Source organism: Streptomyces sp. APSN-46.1, from assembly GCF_022815725.1.
Taxonomy (GTDB): Bacteria; Actinomycetota; Actinomycetes; order Streptomycetales; family Streptomycetaceae; genus Streptomyces.
Map to the genome: position 1 here is coordinate 86,336 of NZ_JALGRF010000014.1, position 16,313 is coordinate 102,648.

13 protein-coding genes are annotated in these 16,313 nt (G+C 72.3%); 5 read left to right on the forward strand and 8 right to left on the reverse strand.

Annotated elements, in window-relative coordinates; all coding sequences use genetic code 11:
- The first annotated feature begins 35 nt into the window (after positions 1-35).
- Complete coding sequence (locus MTF65_RS27210; protein WP_243631616.1) at positions 36-1,478, forward strand: GuaB1 family IMP dehydrogenase-related protein; 1,443 nt, start codon at positions 36-38, stop codon at positions 1,476-1,478.
- A gap of 84 nt (positions 1,479-1,562) precedes the next feature.
- Here the strand turns inward: MTF65_RS27210 and MTF65_RS27215 are convergent, their stop codons facing one another.
- The 5 genes from MTF65_RS27215 to MTF65_RS27235 form a co-directional block, all read right to left on the reverse strand.
- Positions 1,563-2,798, reverse strand: coding sequence for a sensor histidine kinase (locus tag MTF65_RS27215; protein WP_243631617.1), 1,236 nt, complete (start codon positions 2,796-2,798; stop codon positions 1,563-1,565).
- Complete coding sequence (locus MTF65_RS27220) at positions 2,795-4,546, reverse strand: cation acetate symporter (protein ID WP_243631618.1); 1,752 nt, start codon at positions 4,544-4,546, stop codon at positions 2,795-2,797. Before MTF65_RS27220 ends, MTF65_RS27215 begins: the two co-directional genes overlap by 4 nt.
- Before the next feature lie 158 nt (positions 4,547-4,704).
- Positions 4,705-5,541, reverse strand: coding sequence for a LytTR family DNA-binding domain-containing protein (locus tag MTF65_RS27225; protein WP_243631619.1), 837 nt, complete (start codon positions 5,539-5,541; stop codon positions 4,705-4,707).
- A 172-nt stretch (positions 5,542-5,713) separates the two neighbouring features.
- Positions 5,714-6,652: an SCO0930 family lipoprotein gene (locus MTF65_RS27230; RefSeq protein WP_243631620.1), complete on the reverse strand. Its 939-nt coding sequence runs from the start codon at positions 6,650-6,652 to the stop codon at positions 5,714-5,716.
- A gap of 115 nt (positions 6,653-6,767) precedes the next feature.
- On the reverse strand, positions 6,768-7,766 hold the full coding sequence (locus MTF65_RS27235; RefSeq protein ID WP_243631621.1) for a GDSL-type esterase/lipase family protein: 999 nt from the start codon (positions 7,764-7,766) through the stop codon (positions 6,768-6,770).
- A 404-nt stretch (positions 7,767-8,170) separates the two neighbouring features.
- On the opposite strand from MTF65_RS27235, the gene MTF65_RS27240 reads away from it, so the two are divergent.
- Together MTF65_RS27240 and MTF65_RS27245 are read left to right on the forward strand one after the other, a co-directional pair.
- Positions 8,171-9,625, forward strand: a complete 1,455-nt coding sequence (locus MTF65_RS27240) for an amino acid transporter (RefSeq protein ID WP_243631622.1) — start codon at positions 8,171-8,173, stop codon at positions 9,623-9,625.
- A gap of 10 nt (positions 9,626-9,635) precedes the next feature.
- Positions 9,636-10,091: an Lrp/AsnC family transcriptional regulator gene (locus MTF65_RS27245; protein WP_243631623.1), complete on the forward strand. Its 456-nt coding sequence runs from the start codon at positions 9,636-9,638 to the stop codon at positions 10,089-10,091.
- Here the strand turns inward: MTF65_RS27245 and MTF65_RS27250 are convergent.
- A complete protein-coding gene (locus MTF65_RS27250; protein ID WP_243631624.1) occupies positions 10,069-10,779 on the reverse strand; it encodes a GNAT family N-acetyltransferase in 711 nt (236 codons plus the stop codon). The two genes, MTF65_RS27245 and MTF65_RS27250, sit on opposite strands and share 23 nt — an antisense overlap.
- A 656-nt stretch (positions 10,780-11,435) precedes the next feature.
- On the opposite strand from MTF65_RS27250, the gene MTF65_RS27255 reads away from it, so the two are divergent.
- Complete coding sequence (locus MTF65_RS27255; protein ID WP_243631625.1) at positions 11,436-12,236, forward strand: carbon-nitrogen hydrolase family protein; 801 nt, start codon at positions 11,436-11,438, stop codon at positions 12,234-12,236.
- 92 nt (positions 12,237-12,328) lie between these two features.
- Positions 12,329-14,041: an NAD(P)/FAD-dependent oxidoreductase gene (locus MTF65_RS27260; RefSeq protein WP_243631626.1), complete on the forward strand. Its 1,713-nt coding sequence runs from the start codon at positions 12,329-12,331 to the stop codon at positions 14,039-14,041.
- Between the two features lie 102 nt (positions 14,042-14,143).
- Here MTF65_RS27260 and MTF65_RS27265 read toward each other — a convergent pair whose 3' ends face one another.
- Positions 14,144-14,821 carry a DUF5995 family protein gene (locus MTF65_RS27265; RefSeq protein WP_243631627.1) on the reverse strand — a complete coding sequence of 226 codons (678 nt, stop codon included), beginning with the start codon at positions 14,819-14,821 and terminating at the stop codon, positions 14,144-14,146.
- A 76-nt stretch (positions 14,822-14,897) separates the two neighbouring features.
- Entirely contained in the window at positions 14,898-16,292 is a 1,395-nt protein-coding gene (locus tag MTF65_RS27270) for a uracil-xanthine permease family protein (RefSeq protein WP_243631683.1), read from the reverse strand.
- Positions 16,293-16,313: the final 21 nt, after the last annotated feature.

The window sequence follows — 16,313 nt, forward strand, 5'->3', positions numbered from 1 at the left end:
ACGGGATCCTCCGACTCGACTGGGATGTTCTGCACGTGCGTTTCCTCAATGACCAGAAGCCGCCGTACGACCTGACGTACGACGATGTGTTCATGGTGCCGAGCCGCTCCGCGGTGGGTTCCCGCCAGGGCGTAGACCTCTCCTCGCCCGACGGCACCGGCACCACCATTCCGCTCGTCGTGGCCAACATGACCGCCATCGCGGGCCGCCGGATGGCCGAGACGGTCGCCCGCCGCGGCGGCCTCGTCGTCATCCCCCAGGACATCCCGATCGAGATCGTCACCGACGTCATCTCCTGGGTGAAGACCCGCCACCTCGTGCTCGACACCCCGATCACGCTGGCGCCCACCCAGACCGTCGCCGACGCCCTGTCCCTGCTCCCCAAGCGCGCGCACGGCGCCGGTGTCGTCATCGACGCCGACAACCGCCCGATCGGTGTCGTCACCGAACACGACCTCACCGGCGTGGACCGCTTCACGCAGCTCTCCGAGGTCATGTCGAAGGACCTGCTGCTCATCGACGCCGACATCGACCCCCGCGAGGCGTTCACCAAGCTCGACGCCGGCCACCGCAAGCTGGCCCCGGCCGTCGACAAGGACGGCAAGCTGGTCGGCATCCTGACCCGCAAGGGCGCGCTGCGCGCGACCCTGTACACCCCGGCCACCGACGCGGACGGCAAGCTGCGCATCGCGGCGGCCGTCGGCATCAACGGCGACTTCGTCCAGAAGGCCAAGCAGCTGCTCGACGCGGGCGTGGACACGCTCGTCATCGACACCGCGCACGGCCACCAGGAGTCGATGCTCAACGCGATCAAGGCCGTCCGGGCGCTGGACCCGCAGGTTCCGATCGTGGCGGGCAACATCGTCGCCGCCGAGGGCGTCAAGGACCTGATCGACGCCGGCGCCGACATCATCAAGGTCGGTGTGGGCCCCGGCGCCATGTGCACCACCCGCATGATGACCGGCGTGGGCCGCCCGCAGTTCTCCGCGGTGCTGGAGTGTGCGGCGGAGGCGAAGAAGTACGGCAAGCACGTGTGGGCCGACGGCGGTGTCCGCCACCCGCGTGACGTGGCGATGGCGCTGGCCGCCGGTGCGTCGAACGTGATGATCGGTTCGTGGTTCGCGGGTACGTACGAGTCCCCGGGCGACCTCCAGCAGTCCGCCGACGGGCGCCTGTACAAGGAGTCGTTCGGCATGGCCTCGGCGCGCGCGGTGCAGAACCGCACGTCGGAGGAGTCGGCGTACGACCGGGCCCGCAAGGGTCTGTTCGAGGAGGGCATCTCCACCTCGCGGATGTTCCTCGACCCGGCGCGTCCGGGCGTCGAGGACCTGATCGACTCGATCATCGCCGGTGTCCGTTCCTCGTGCACCTACGCCGGTGCCGGGTCCCTCGCGGAGTTCGAGGAGAAGGCCGTGGTCGGTGTCCAGTCGGCCGCCGGCTACGCCGAGGGCAAGCCGCTGCACGCCAGCTGGAGCTAACCCCTCTTCCGTGGCCCCCGGCCGTCCCGCGTGGACGGCCGGGGGCCACGCGCGTACCCGGGTGCGGCCCGGCTGCGGGGGCTTTCAGCCGGGGGGAAGCCGCTCTCCGGGTGGCGAAGTGTGCACTCCCGCACGGTACTTGGGAATCCGGATGGTGATCTTCATGCCGGCGCCGACCCCCGTCTCCATCACCATCCCGTACGCGTCGCCGTACACCTGCCGGATCCGCTCGTCCACATTCGGCAGCCCGATCCCGGAGGAGGAGTCCGTCCGCTCCCCGGCCAGGATCCGGCGCAGCAGGGCCGGGTCCATCCCGACCCCGTTGTCCTCGATGGTGATCACCGCCTCCGAGCCCGCGTCCCGGGCGGTGATGGTGATCCGGCACTCCTGGGTGGAGTCCTCCAGGCCGTGCTTGACCGCGTTCTCCACCAGCGGCTGGAGACACAGGAACGGCAGCGCCACCGGCAGCACCTCCGGCGCCACCTGCAGGGTCACCTTCAGCCGCTCCCCGAACCTGGCTCCCGCCAGGGCCAGATACTGCTCGATGGACCGCAACTCGTCCGCGAGGGTGGTGAATTCGCCGTGCCGCCGGAAGGAGTAGCGGGTGAAGTCCGCGAACTCCAGCAGCAGCTCCCGGGCCCGCTCCGGATCGGTGCGGACGAACGAGGCGATCGCGGCGAGGGAGTTGAAGATGAAATGCGGCGAGATCTGCGCCCGCAGCGCCTTGATCTCCGCCTCCATCAGCCGGGTCCGCGACCGGTCGAGCTCGGAGAGCTCCAGCTGGACGGAGACCCAGCGCGCCACCTCGGTCGCCGCCCGCACCAACACCGCCGACTCGCGCGAGCCGTACGCCACCAGCGCCCCCAGCACGCCGTCCTCGCCGGTGAGCGGCGCGACCACCGCCCACTTCAGCGGGCAGTCCGGCCGCTGGCACTCGGTGCGCACGCTCTGGCTCCGCCCGGACTCCAGCATCACCGCCACCCGGGCCATCGCCCGCCGCTGGTGGTGGTCCGCGCCCGGGCCGTCCCAGGCCAGCACCGCCTCCCGGTCCGTCAGGCACAGCGCCTCGGTGCCCAGCAGCGACCGCAGCCGCCGCGCGGCCTTGCGGGCGGCGTCCCCGGTCAGCCCGGCGCGCAGCGGGGGAGCGGCCAGCGAGGCGGTGTGCAGGGTGTGGAAGGTGGCCCGCTCCACCGGTGTCCCGAGATCCAGCCCGGCGGCCCGCTCACCGCGCCGGGCGTGCCACCGGCCGGCCGCCCAGCCCAGGCCGAGCAGCAGGGCGGCGCCCGCCACCGCCAGCAACGAGAGCACCGCTCCGGTCATGGAGCACCGCCCACGCGGGCCGCGCCCGGCCCGCTCTCCGGCAGGTGGAGCGTCTCCGGCAGATGCAGCCGGGCCAGCGTCGCCGCCGTCCCGCCGGGTACCCGCGAGGGCGTCGCCAGCGACACCAGCACCATCGTCAGGAACCCGAGCGGCACCGACCACACCGCCGGCCAGGCCAGCAGGGTGTGCGGCCAGCCCGCCGAAGCCAGCCCCGCCCGGGTCGCCAGCACCGCGCTCAGCGCCGCCCCGCCCCCCGCGACCAGCCCGGCCACCGCCCCCGGCGGAGTCAGCCCGCGCCACCAGATCCCCAGCACCAGCAGCGGGCAGAACGACGAGGCCGACACCGCGAAGGCCAGCCCCACCGCGTCCGCCACCGGCACGTCCGTCGCCGCCACACTGCCCCCCAGCGGAACGAGCATCGCCACCAGCGCCGCGACCCGGAAGCTGCGCACCCCCCGCGCCTGGAGCACGTCCTGGTGCAACACCCCCGCCACCGCCATCGTCAGCCCCGAGGCCGTCGACAGGAACGCCGCGAAGGCGCCCCCCGCCAGCAGCGCCCCCAGCAGGTCGCCGAGCACCCCGCCCACCATCCGCTCCGGCAGCACCAGCACCGCCGCGTCCGCCGTCCCGGTCAGCGCGAGCTCGGGGGCGTAGATCCGGCCGAGCGCCCCGTACACCGGCGGCAGCAGGTAGAAGACCCCGACCAGCCCGAGCACGACCAGCGTGGTCCGCCGCGCGGCCCGCCCGTGCGGGCTCGTGTAGAAGCGCACCGCGACGTGCGGCAGCCCCATGGTGCCGAGGAACGTGGCCAGGATCAGCCCGTACGTCGCGTACAGCCGCAGCTCCGGCCGGTCCCCGGACAGCGGCTCGGACCAGCTGGACATGCCCAGCCCCGCCTCCGCCCGGGTCTGCGGCACGGGAACGCCCGGGTCGAACTCCAGGCGCGCGCCGGCCCGTACGGAGTGCTGCCCGGCGGACAGGGCCAGCGGCGCGGCCTCGTACGTCCGCCCGTCCACCTGCCCCGTCACCGTCAGCGTGAGCGGCTCGTCCAGGGACAGCCGTACGTCCTCGGCCAGTGTGACGGCGGTGTGCTCGCGGAAGACCGCCGGAGCGTCGAACCGGGCGCGCGGCTCCCCGTCGCCGGCCCAGGCCGCGATCAGGAAGAAGGCCGGCACCAGCAGAGCGGTGAGCTTCAGCCAGTACTGGAAGGCCTGTACGAAGGTGACCGAACGCATCCCGCCCGCCGCCACCGCCACCGTCACCACGACGGCGACGACCACCCCGCCCACCCAGTGCGGGGCCCCGGTCAGGATCTCCAGCGTCAGCCCCGCCCCCTGGAGCTGCGGCAGCAGGTACAGCCAGCCGACGCCGATCACGAACAGCACCGCGAGCCGCCGCACCGCCTGCGACTCCAGCCGCGCCTCGGCGAAGTCGGGCAGCGTGTACGCGCCCGAGCGCCGCAGCGGGGCCGCCACCAGCACCAGCAGCACCAGATAGCCGGCGGTGTACCCGACCGGATACCAGAGCATCTCCGGCCCCTGGAGCAGCACCAGCCCCGCGACACCGAGGAAGGAGGCCGCCGAGAGGTACTCCCCGCTGATGGCCGCCGCGTTCAGGCGCGGGCCGACGGTGCGCGAGGCGACGTAGAAATCGGAGGTGGTCCGGGATATCCGCAGGCCGAGCGCCCCGACGAGCACCGTGACCAGGACGACGACGGTGACCGCGGTCAGCGCGTACGTCTGGTTCACAGGGCGTCGGTCCTTCGCCGGGGGAGGGGTGACCGGAGTCTACGCACGGGCCCGGACCGGGCAACAGGCGCGATCCGGCACGTCTGCCCGGCCGCATCGGAACGTCAGACCCCGGGGTCCCGGTCGGGCCCGTCGGGCCGGGTCCGCACCGGCGGTTCTCAGCCCGTCGCGTGCCGCATCAGCAGATCCCGGAGCTCGCGCGCGTGCCGTCGGCTGACCTGGAGCTCCGCCGCCCCGACCCGGACGCTGGTGGCGCCCGCGTCGAGGCGCAGCTCGTCGATCCGGCCCAGCGCCACGAGATGGCGCCGGTGGATCCGGACGAACCCGCGCGCCGCCCAGCGCTGCTCCAGCGTGGACAGCGGGATGCGCACCAGATGACTGCCCTCGTCGGTGTGCAGCCGGGCGTAGTCGCCCTGGGCCTCGACGTACGCGATGTCGGCGATCGCCACGAACCGGGTGACCCCGCCCAGTTCGACGGCGATCTGGTCGGCGGCGCGGTCGGCGACGGCCGCCTCGGGAACGGGGCGCGGCAGCGGCTGCTGACCCGCGGACACCGGATTCCGTACGGGAGGCGGCTCGGGGGCGGCGGGCGGCCGGTCGGGTCCGCCCAGCTGTACGCAGGCCCGCCGGACGGCCTCGGCCAGCCGCTCGGGACGGACCGGCTTGAGGACGTAGTCCACGGCCTTGAGGTCGAAGGCCTGGACGGCGAACCCCTCGTGGGCGGTGACGAACACGATCAGCGGCGGCCGCGCGAACCCGGCCAGCAGCCGGGCGATGTCCAGCCCGGTCAGCCCGGCCATGTGGATGTCGAGGAAGACCACGTCGATGCCGTCGGGCCCGCCCGGGCCGCTCTCCAGCGCCCGGGTGATCCGGCGCAGGGCCTCGGTGGCGTCCGAGGCGCCCTCGGCGCTGTGCACCCGGGGGTCGGAGCGCAGCAGGTAGAGGAGTTCCTCAAGGAGCGGCTTCTCGTCGTCGACGGCCAGTACGCGCAGCATGGGGGGAGTCTAGGTTCCGGGTTGTCGCGGGGAAACGGTGCGCGGCCCCCGCCCCGGGGGAGGTAGGGCAGAGGCCGCGCGGTCCGGCGTGGGGGAGCGCCCGGGAGGTGGTCCGGGCGCGCGGGGAAGAGTCCGGGAGGCCGACAGGGGGACGGGCCGGCCTCCCGGACGGCTACTGGGCGGTGATGAGCTTGCCGTCGGGGGCGACGGCATACCAGGTGCCGCCGACACCCTGGCCGTTGACGTCGCCGGGCTTCTTGTCACCCGTGAAGGTGTAGACGGGCCAGCAGTTCACCGTCTGCTGCTTCTGGCCGTCCGGGCGGTCGAGCACCAGGTAGTTCTTCTCGATGATGCCCTCGCCCTTCTCCGCCGGGGCCACCACGGGCCACTTGGCCAGGCAGTCGCCGGTGCACTTGGAGACCATCGGCCAGGCGGTGTCCGGCTTGAACCGGTACACGGTCATGCCCTTGCCGTCGACGACGTGGTCGCCGAGCTTGGGGTCCTTGGCGACGGACAGGCCGCCCTCCTCGCCCGTGGCGGGGGCCGGCGCGGCCGCCTCCTTCGAGGCCTTCTTGCCGTCGGGCGCGAACGCGAACCACACCCCGCCGACGCCCTGCCCGTTGATGTCACCCGGCTTGGCGTCCTTGTTGAAGCGGTACGCGGGCCAGCCCGCCACCGTCAGCTGCTTGGTGCCGTCGCTCCGGACGACCTCGCCGAGCAGCGCCGGGTCCATGCCGGCGGCGGCGGTGGCGTCGTCCGCCGCGACCGCGGGCCAGGTCTTCGCGCAGTCGCCGTCGCAGTTCGACTTCGGGGGCTTGGCGGTGTCCTTGTCGAAGCGGTAGAGCGTGAGACCGGCGCTGTCGGCGAGGAACGGGCCGATCTTCTCGTTGTCGGTGATCGCCAGCTGTCCGGCGGCGGAGCCGGCCCCGGTGTTCTTGCCGGTGCCCGCCGCGTTCTCGGCGCCGTAGTCCCCCGAGCCGGCCTGCGAGGAGGCGGCCGCGACGGGCTGGGCGGCGGACGCCGCCCCGGTGTCGTCCCCGCCGCAGGCCGTCGCCGTCAGGGCGACGACGACTGCCACGGCGGCCAGGGTGGTTCCGCGCTTGATGCCCATCGTGATCTCTCCCGTGTGGTGTCTCCCGTGGCGCTGCCTGAGCCGCGCCAACTGTGTGCAGGACACGGGACGAGGGAGCCGGACCGTTCAGTGCGGCCCCTGTGGGCTGTCTCACTCACCCCCCGTCGAACCCGGCCCGGCGCAGGGCCGTGGCCACAGCGAGGCCGAGGACCTGGTGTCCGGCGTCATTGGGGTGCAGCCCGTCCGCGAGGTGCTCGGGACCCAGCAGGTCACGCCCCGGGAGCAGGGCGAGGCGGGCGTCCCCGGCGCCGATCCGGTCCCGGGCGGCGCGCTCCATGGCATCGCGCAGGGCGCCCAGGGTGGCGCCGAGCCGGTTCGGGGTGCGCTCGGCGTCGGGGCGCAGTACGGGGGAGACCAGCAGCAGCGGGGTCTGGGGGTGACCCTGGCGCAGCAGGTCGAGGAACGCGCGCGTGGTCTCGTACAGCAGGGGTACCGAATGGGGGACGCGGGACCAGCAGTTGGTGCCGAAGGCGAGGGTGAGCACGTCGGCGGGGAGTCCGGCGAGCTGTTCGGCGGTGGCGAGTTCCCCGCGCGCCGCGCCCGCGTAGCCGAGGTTGACGGTGTCCCAGCCGAGCGCCCGGCCGGTGACGGCGGGCCAGCCGTGGGCGGGGCGGGTGGACCACCAGCCCTCGGTGATGGAGTCCCCGTGCACCACCCAGCGCGGGGCGGGCGGTGCGGGGGAGAGGGGGCCGCCGATCCCGCGCAGGCCGAGGATCCGCGGGGACTGGGTCTCGGGCGGGTGGACGATGAACGGGCCGTGCCGCCGGGGGAGTTCCACGCGTACGACGGCTTCGGCGGCCGGTTCGGTGTACACCTCGGCGAGCCGGCCGTGTCGGTTCCACAGGGCGAAGCCGTGCGCGAGGTCGCGCAGCCCGTCGGTGGGGCCGGGCACGGTGGCCCGGTAGTGGATGTCCACGGCCCGGGCCGTCTCGGTGGTGAACTCCAGCCGCACCCCGATCGGCAGCGTGGCCCGCTCGCCGGTGTCCCATGGCAGCCGCATGGTGTCCGCCGGGTCGGCCCGCACGGGGCGCCCCTGGTCCAGCCAGGCGACCCCGCGCAGGAACGGTCCGGGGTCCAGCCACCCCTCGTCCACGCCGCTCACCCCTCGTCCACGCCGCTCACCGGTCTCACGCACCGCCTCCCGCCTTCACCCGTACCCCGCCGGGGCCCGTCCGGATCCCCGGCGGCACGCTGCGGCAGATCTGACGAACTGTCAAGAATAGGCGTCGGAGTGTGACCGCGCAGTGATCGATCATCCGTGCGCAACAAAGGACCATCCGGGACAGATCCGCGCAACGATCGTTCGTCAATGTGCAAGGATGGTGCATTACGGGCGGTATCAATCAGCTCGTAGGCTCACTCGCTGTACGTGGAGTGGCGTGGACCGCCTGCTCGGCGGTCCCCCATGCCCAGGCGCGCTTTCGCTCGCCTGCTCCTGCTCAGGACCGCTGCGGTCGACGCCTCAATCCTCACCCGCAGTGTCAAAGGAGTCCCCTCGTGCTCGAAACCGGCCAGGCGCCACCGCTCACTTCCGAGCCCCGCAAGCCTGTGAACCCTTTGCTGCGCCGCAAGCCGGTCGAGCAGATGGTCGCCGAGGGCGGCCAGGGTGAGGGCGGCCTGCTGCGCCGCTCGCTCACCATGTGGCAGCTGACCATGATCAGCATCGGTGCCACCCTGGGCACCGGCATCTTCGTCGTCCTCGGCGAGGCCGCCCCCAAGGCCGGGCCGGCCGTGACGATCTCCTTCATCATCGCGGGCCTCACCGCCCTCTTCTCGGCCCTCTCCTACGCGGAGCTGGCCGGCTCCGTCCCGGTCTCCGGGTCCTCGTACTCGTACTCCTACGCCACCATGGGCGAGTTCATCGCCTGGATCTGCGGCTGGTGCCTGGTCCTGGAGTACGCCGTCTCGGTCGCGGCCGTCGCCGTCGGCTGGGGCCAGTACCTCAACGAGCTGCTCGACGGGACCATAGGCATCACGCTCCCCGAGACCATCTCCGCCCCGATGGGCGAGGGCGGCTGGATCAACCTGCCGTCGCTGGTCGTGGTCCTGCTCGCCATGGTGTTCCTGATGCGCGGCGCCAAGGAGAGCGCCCGGATCAACTCGATCATGGTCGCGGTGAAGATCGTCACGCTGGTGCTCTTCGTCGGCATCGGCATCATGGGCATCAAGTCCGGCAACTACGCCCCGCTCGCGCCGCTCGGCATCACCGGCATCAGCGCCGCCGCCTCCACCCTCTTCTTCTCGTACATCGGCTTCGACGCCGCCTCCACCGCCGGTGAGGAAGCCAAGAACCCGAAGAAGGACCTGCCCCGCGCGATCATGCTGTCGCTGGGCATCGTCACCGTCCTGTACGTCCTCGTCGCCTTCGTCGCCGTCGGCGCCATGCCGTGGCAGGACTTCGAGGGCACCGAGGCCGCGCTCGCCCAGATCATGACGGACGTCACCGGCACCAGCGTCTGGGGCGTCGTCCTCGCCGCCGGCGCCGTCGTCGCCATCGCCTCCGTCGTCTTCGCCGTCCTCTACGGCCAGACCCGCATCCTCTTCGCGATGTCCCGCGACGGCCTCGTCCCCAAGGTCTTCGCCAAGGTCGACGAGAAGACCGGCGCCCCCCGCGCCAACGTGGTGATCGTCTCCCTCTTCTGCGGCGCCCTCGCGGCCTTCATCCCCCTGGGTGAGCTGGCGAACGCCACCAGCATCGGCACGCTCTTCGCCTTCGCCCTGGTCAACATCGCCGTCGTCATCCTGCGCCGCACCAAGCCCGACCTGCCGCGCACCTTCAAGGTGGCGCTGTTCCCGGTCACGCCGATCCTCGGCTTCGCCGCCTGCGGCTACATGATGTACAACCTGCCGATCGCGACGTGGGTCGCCTTCGGTGTCTGGATGGCCGTCGGCCTCGTGGTCTACTTCCTGTACGGCATCCGCCGCTCCAGCCTGGCCACAGCAGAGAAGTGATCCACCCGCAGTGCGACTGAACGATCTCGACGAACGCATCGTGCACGCCCTCGCCGAGGACGCCCGCCGTTCCTACGCGGACATCGGCTCCGAGGTCGGGCTCTCCGCCCCCGCGGTCAAACGGCGTGTGGACCGGCTGCGCGCCGACGGCGCCATCACGGGCTTCACCGTCCGGGTGGACCCGGCCGCCATGGGCTGGGAGACCGAGGGCTTCATCGAGATCTACTGTCGCCACAACACCTCGCCGGACGACATCCGGCGAGGTCTGGGGCGGTACCCCGAGGTGGTGTCCGCGTCGACCGTCACCGGCGACGCGGACGCCCTCGTCCAGATCTTCGCCTCCGACATGAGGCACTTCGAGCGGGTCCTGGAGCGGATCGCCGGCGAGCCCTTCGTCGAGCGCACCAAGTCGGTCCTGGTCCTCTCCCCCCTGCTCCGCCGCTTCACCTCGGGCGCGCCGGCCTAAGCCTTTCGTCGGGGGTGCGCAGCCCGAGGAAGTCCGGTCGGCGGCGCAGCGTGAAGCCCATCGACTCGTACAGGGCGATGGCGGAGGCGTTGTCCGCGGCGGCGTGCAGGAAGGGGCTGTCGCCGCGCTCCCGGACGGCGGCGGCGACCGCGCGTATCAAGGCACCGGCCAGTCCCCGCTTCCGGTGGTCGGGGTGGGTGCACACGGCGCTGATCTCCGACCAGCCGGCCGGCCGCATCCGCTCGCCGGCCATCGCGACGAGCCGGCCCTCGTGCCGGATCCCGAGGTACGTGCCGAGCTCGACGGTGCGCGGCAGGAACGGGCCGGGCTTGGCGAGCTCGACCAGCTCCAGCATCTCCGGCACGTCGGCGGGGCCCAGCGGGACCGCGTCGGGCGCGGCCTCGGCCCGTACCGCCCGGCCGTCGAGCTGTACGCCGGGGATGGTCGCGACGGTTTCCCAGCCGGCGGGCGGGGTCAGCAGCCCGGTGACCCAGACGGGCGCGCCGGGGCCGGCCAGCGCGGCCAGATCCGCCCAGGCGAGCGGGTCCTCCGGGTCGGCGAGCGCGGCGAACGGGGTGGTGTCGCCCTGGTAGCGGGCGGCGAGCCCGGAAACCTCGGCGAAGGTGGCGTGCGGGCCGGTCAGCGCGGCCCAGACGGGATTGTCGAGCGCTGCGGTGTCGGGGGACATGGCGCGGATCTCCTTCTGCCGGGGTGAACGGCCGACCGTCACCGCCTTCTTGACGGACGGCGGGCGCCACGAGGTGGAGTGCCCGCCATGATCACCCTATCCACCGGCGCACCGGCGCACCGGCGCACCGGCCGCCGAGCACGGGACGGGGACGGCGTACAGCCCGAGCGGGGGCACGCCCGCCCCTACTGCGCCGGGGCACCGCGGGCGCTCCAGCCCCGGTTCGCGCCGGGTCGGCTGAGCGCACCACATCCGGCCCGGGGCGGCCCGGGCCGGATCCGTTCCGCGGGGGCAGGGCGGCCAAAGCCCGGCACCAAGCCCGGAAGGCCCGGCTCCCGCAGTGACGCCGGTCGGGCGGCTGGGCGCACGGTTCCGGTGGCGGGATGGCCGTGCCGGGCGCTTCGGCGACCCGGCCCGGCTTGAGCCGCGCACCCGCGCGGCCCGCGCGTAGGCTCGTACCTGCGCCGTCTTCGCGGCCACCGCCGCCTTCCGAGCGGACGCGTAGAGTCACCCGCGCAACGAATCGTCGTATCGCCCGGCGAACACGCAACGAATCGATGCGCAGCGCGCAACGCTCACGGCTTGTCGCGATCGAACGCGCAAACGTACCTTCGTATGACCCCCTCCCCACCAGTCACAGTCACCGAGGTACGTCCATGCCCCCGCTGCGCACCGCCCTCCTCCAGAGCTCCGGCCGGCTCGGCGACACCGCCGAGAACCTCAAGGCGCTCGAAGAGGCCGCGGCGCGCGCCGCACAGGGCGGGGCCGGGCTCCTCGTGACCTCGGAGATGTTCCTGACCGGCTACGCGCTGGACCTCCAGGACATCCCCGGCCTCGCCGAACCGGCGGACGGCATGTCCGCCCGGGCCATCGGCGAGATCGCCCGCCGCCACGGGATCGCCGTCCTGTACGGCTACCCGGAGCGCGCCGGCGACACGGTGTACAACTCGGCGCAGCTCATCGGCCCGGACGGCACCCCGCTCGCGAACTACCGCAAGACCCACCTCTTCGGCTGCTTCGAGCAGGACGCCTTCACCCCCGGGGACACCCCCGTGGTCCAGGCGGACCTCGGCGGCCTCCGCGTCGGCATCATGATCTGCTACGACGTGGAGTTCCCCGAGAACGTCCGCGCCCACGCGCTCGCCGGGACCGACCTGCTGCTCGTCCCCACGGCGCAGATGCACCCGTTCCAGTTCGTCGCCGAGCAGCTCGTGCCCGTACGGGCCTTCGAGAACCAGATGTACATCGCGTACGTCAACCGCACCGGCCCCGAGGGCGAGTTCGAGTTCGTCGGCCTCAGCTGCCTGGCCAGCCCGGACGGGGTCACCCGCACCAGGGCCGGCCGCGGCGAGGAGATGGTGTTCGGCGAGGCCGATCCGGAGCTGCTGCGGGCCTCGCGCGCGGCCAATCCGTACCTGCGTGACCGGCGCCCAGGGCTCTATGCCTCCCTCGTCTGAGCTCTGAAGTCTGAACTCTGGGCTCTGAGCCCTCCCGCTCCGTCCGAGCCGCCGCCTTCCCCCCTGCCCCACCCTGCAAGGAGTCGTACCCCATGACGTCCACGGTGCCCACCACCGCCGTCCCGCACAGCGACGGACAGCCGCCGATCACCATGTTCGGCCCGGACTTCCCGTACGCGTACGACGACTTCCTCGCCCACCCGGCGGGCCTGGGGCAGATACCGGCGACCGAGCACGGCACCGAGGTCGCCGTCATCGGCGGCGGGCTGTCCGGCATCATCTCCGCGTACGAGCTGATGAAGATGGGCCTCAAGCCCGTCGTCTACGAGGCCGACCAGATCGGCGGCCGGCTGCGGACCGTCGGCTTCGAGGGCCCCGGTACCGAGGGCCTGACCGCGGAGATGGGCGCCATGCGCTTCCCGCCCTCCTCGACCGCGCTCCAGCACTACATCGACCTCGTCGGCCTGGTCACCGAGCCCTTCCCGAACCCGCTCGCCGAGGCCACCCCCTCGACGGTCGTGGACCTCAAGGGCGAGACCCACTACGCCGAGACCATCGACGACCTCCCGCAGGTCTACCGCGACGTGTCCGCCGCGTGGAACGCCTGCCTGGACGAGGGCGCCGACTTCTCCGACATGAACACCGCGATGCGCGAGCGGGACGTCCCGCGCATCCGCGAGATCTGGGCGAAGCTCGTCGAGAAGCTCGACGACGAGACCTTCTACGGCTTCCTCTGCAAGTCCGAGGCCTTCCAGTCCTTCCGCAAGCGCGAGATCTTCGGCCAGGTCGGCTTCGGCACGGGCGGCTGGGACACCGACTTCCCGAACTCCATCCTGGAGATCCTGCGCGTCGTCTACACCGAGGCGGACGACCACCACCGCGGCATCGTCGGTGGCTCGCAGCAGCTGCCCCTGCGGCTGTGGGAGCGCGAGCCCGAGAAGATCATCCACTGGGAGCAGGGCACCTCGCTGTCCTCCCTGCACGAGGGCACCCCGCGCCCGGCGGTGACCCGCCTGCACCGCACGGCCGGCAACCGCATCACGGTCACCGACGCCTCCGGCGACATCCGCACGTACCGCGCCGCGATCTTCACGGCGCAGTCCTGGATGCTCCTGTCCAAGATCGCGTGTGACGACTCGCTGTTCCCGATCGACCACTGGACGGCGATGGAGCGCACCCACTACATGGAGAGCTCGAAGCTGTTCATCCCGGTGGACCGCCCGTTCTGGCTGGACAAGGCCGTCGACGACGCGGGGAACCCGACCGGCCGCGACGTCATGTCGATGACGCTGACGGACCGCATGACCCGCGGCACCTACCTGCTGGACAACGGCCCGGACCAGCCGGCCGTCATCTGCCTCTCGTACACCTGGTGCGACGACAGCCTGAAGTGGCTGCCGCTGTCCGCGAACGAGCGGATGGAGGTCATGCTGAAGTCCCTCGGCGAGATCTACCCGAAGGTCGACATCCGCCGCCACATCATCGGCAACCCGGTGACCGTGTCCTGGGAGAACGAGCCCTACTTCATGGGCGCGTTCAAGGCCAACCTGCCGGGCCACTACCGCTACCAGCGGCGCCTGTTCACCCACTTCATGCAGGACCGCCTGCCCGAGGACAAGCGCGGCATCTTCCTCGCGGGCGACGACATCTCCTGGACGGCCGGCTGGGCCGAGGGCGCGGTCCAGACCGCCCTCAACGCGGTCTGGGGCGTCATGCACCACCTCGGTGGCTCCACCGACTCCACCAACCCCGGCCCGGGCGACGTCTACGACGAGATCGCCCCGGTCGAGCTCCCGGAGGACTGACCTCCCGGACCCCGTGACCACGGGCCGCCCCCGCGAAATCATCGCGGCGGCGGCCCGTTTTCATGTCTGGTTTCAATCCGGCTTCAGGTCCGCTTCACGAGGCTAGGGCGCGTAAGCCCCGGTCTTCGCATCGGGTTTCACGGCCGTCGGCGTCAGCAGGCAGCGGCCCACCAGGCCCACCCCCGCGTCCAGCGACTTCGTGAACTCCTCGGCGAGTTCGGGGGAGCGGCGCAGGGTCCACAGGAGGCGGGCCGAGGCCCAGGCGCCCGCTCGGGCGCGCTCCAGGCTCCACGAGCCGAGCAGGTGGGTCAGCGGGTCGGCGATCTCCAGCAGGTCCGGGCCCGGCATCAGGTCCTCCCGGATGCGCTCCTCCAGGGAGACCAGGGTGTCGCCGACCCGGTCGAAGTCGGCTTCGAGCGCGGTCGGTTCGCAGTCCAGGTGACGGCACGTGGCCACCACCGCCAGCGCCAGGTCATGGCCGATGTGCGCGTTGATCCCGGCCAGCGCGTGCTGGAGCGGACGGACCCCGGGGTGGCGGCGGTACTGGAGCAGCGGGCGCCAGCAGGCAGGTGCCCGCTCGGCCTCGACCGCCCTCAGGTACCGCTGCGCGAACCGGACACTGAGCGTCTCCGCCCGCCGGGGCGCCGGGAACCCTCCGGCCTCGATCCGGTGGTGCAGGGTCTCCGTCACCGTCAGGTACACCCGGTTGAAGACGGCCACACCGTCCCGCTCGGGGAGCCGCTCGTCCAGGGCGCGCATTCGCGCGAGTACCGCTTTCATGGGAGGCAGCGTCCCAGTCGGGGGGCGCCGCGCGGGGAACTTGGCCGTACGCGTCGCCGGTTCGGGCGAAACCGCGTCAACGCGGCGTGTCCCGGGCGTCCTGATCGTCGTAGGAGGAGGTGCCCTCGTCGAGCAGGGGTTCCTGCTCCTTCATGTGGGGCGGGGCGAAGTACCGCAGCGTGTGGTACCCGGTGATCACCACGATCGTGCCGAGCGCGATACCGCCCAGCTCGAAGGTGTCGGTGATCCGCAGGGTCACGCCGCCGACTCCGATGATGACGCCCGCCGCGGCCGGCACCAGGTTCAGCGGATTGCGCAGGTCCACCCGGCCGTTGATCCAGATCTGGGCGCCGAGCAGGCCGATCATGCCGTACAGGATGACGGTGATCCCGCCGAGCACCCCGCCCGGGATCGCGGCGACGACCGCCCCGAACTTCGGGCACAGGCCGAACAGCAGCGCGAAACCGGCCGCGGTCCAGTAGGCGGCCGTGGAGTAGACCCGGGTGGCCGCCATGACGCCGATGTTCTCGGAGTACGTGGTGTTCGGCGGGCCGCCGAGCGCCGTGGACAGCATGGAGGCGGCGCCGTCGGCGGCGATCGCGGTGCCGAGCTGGTCGTCGAGCGGGTCTCCGGTCATCTCGCCGACGGCCTTGATGTGTCCGGCGTTCTCCGCGATCAGCGCGATCACCACCGGCAGCGCGATCAGGATCGCCGACCAGTCGAACGCCGGGGCGTGGAAGGACGGCAGTCCGATCCAGTCGGCGTCGGCGACACCGGAGAGGTCCAGGCGCCAGTGGTCCACGGCCTCGGCCCCGCCCGCGGGGGAGTGGATCTTGCCGAAGAGGAGGTCGAAGAGCGCGGAGACCGCGTAGCCGAAGAGCAGCCCGAGGAAGATCGCGATACGCGACCAGAATCCCCGCAGGCAGACCACGGCCAGGCCGGTGACCAGCATGACCAACAGCGCGGTCCACTGGTCCTGAGGCCAGTACGTCGAGGCCGTCACCGGCGCCAGGTTGAAACCGATCAGCATCACCACCGCCCCCGTCACCACCGGCGGCATCACCGCGTGGATGATCCGCGCGCCGAACCGCCGCACGGCGAGGCCGGCCAGGAACAGGGCCGCGCCGACCACGAAGACCGCGCCGGTGACCACCGCGCTGTCCCCACCGCCCGCCCGGATCGTGGCGGCGACGCCCACAAAGGAGAGCGAGCAGCCCAGGTAGGACGGGATCCGGCCGCGCGTCGCGAGCAGGAAGATCACCGTCGCCACGCCGGACATCATGATCGCGAGGTTCGGGTCCAGGCCCATCAGGACCGGTGCGACGAAACTCGCGCCGAACATCGCCACGACGTGCTGGGCCCCGAGCCCGGCGGTGCGCGGCCACGACAGCCGCTCGTCCGGCCGGACCACCGAGCCGGGGGCGGGAGTCCGCCCGTCTCCGTGCAGGGTCCAGCCCACGCCGAGGCGCATGTTCCACCACTTCCGTTCCGC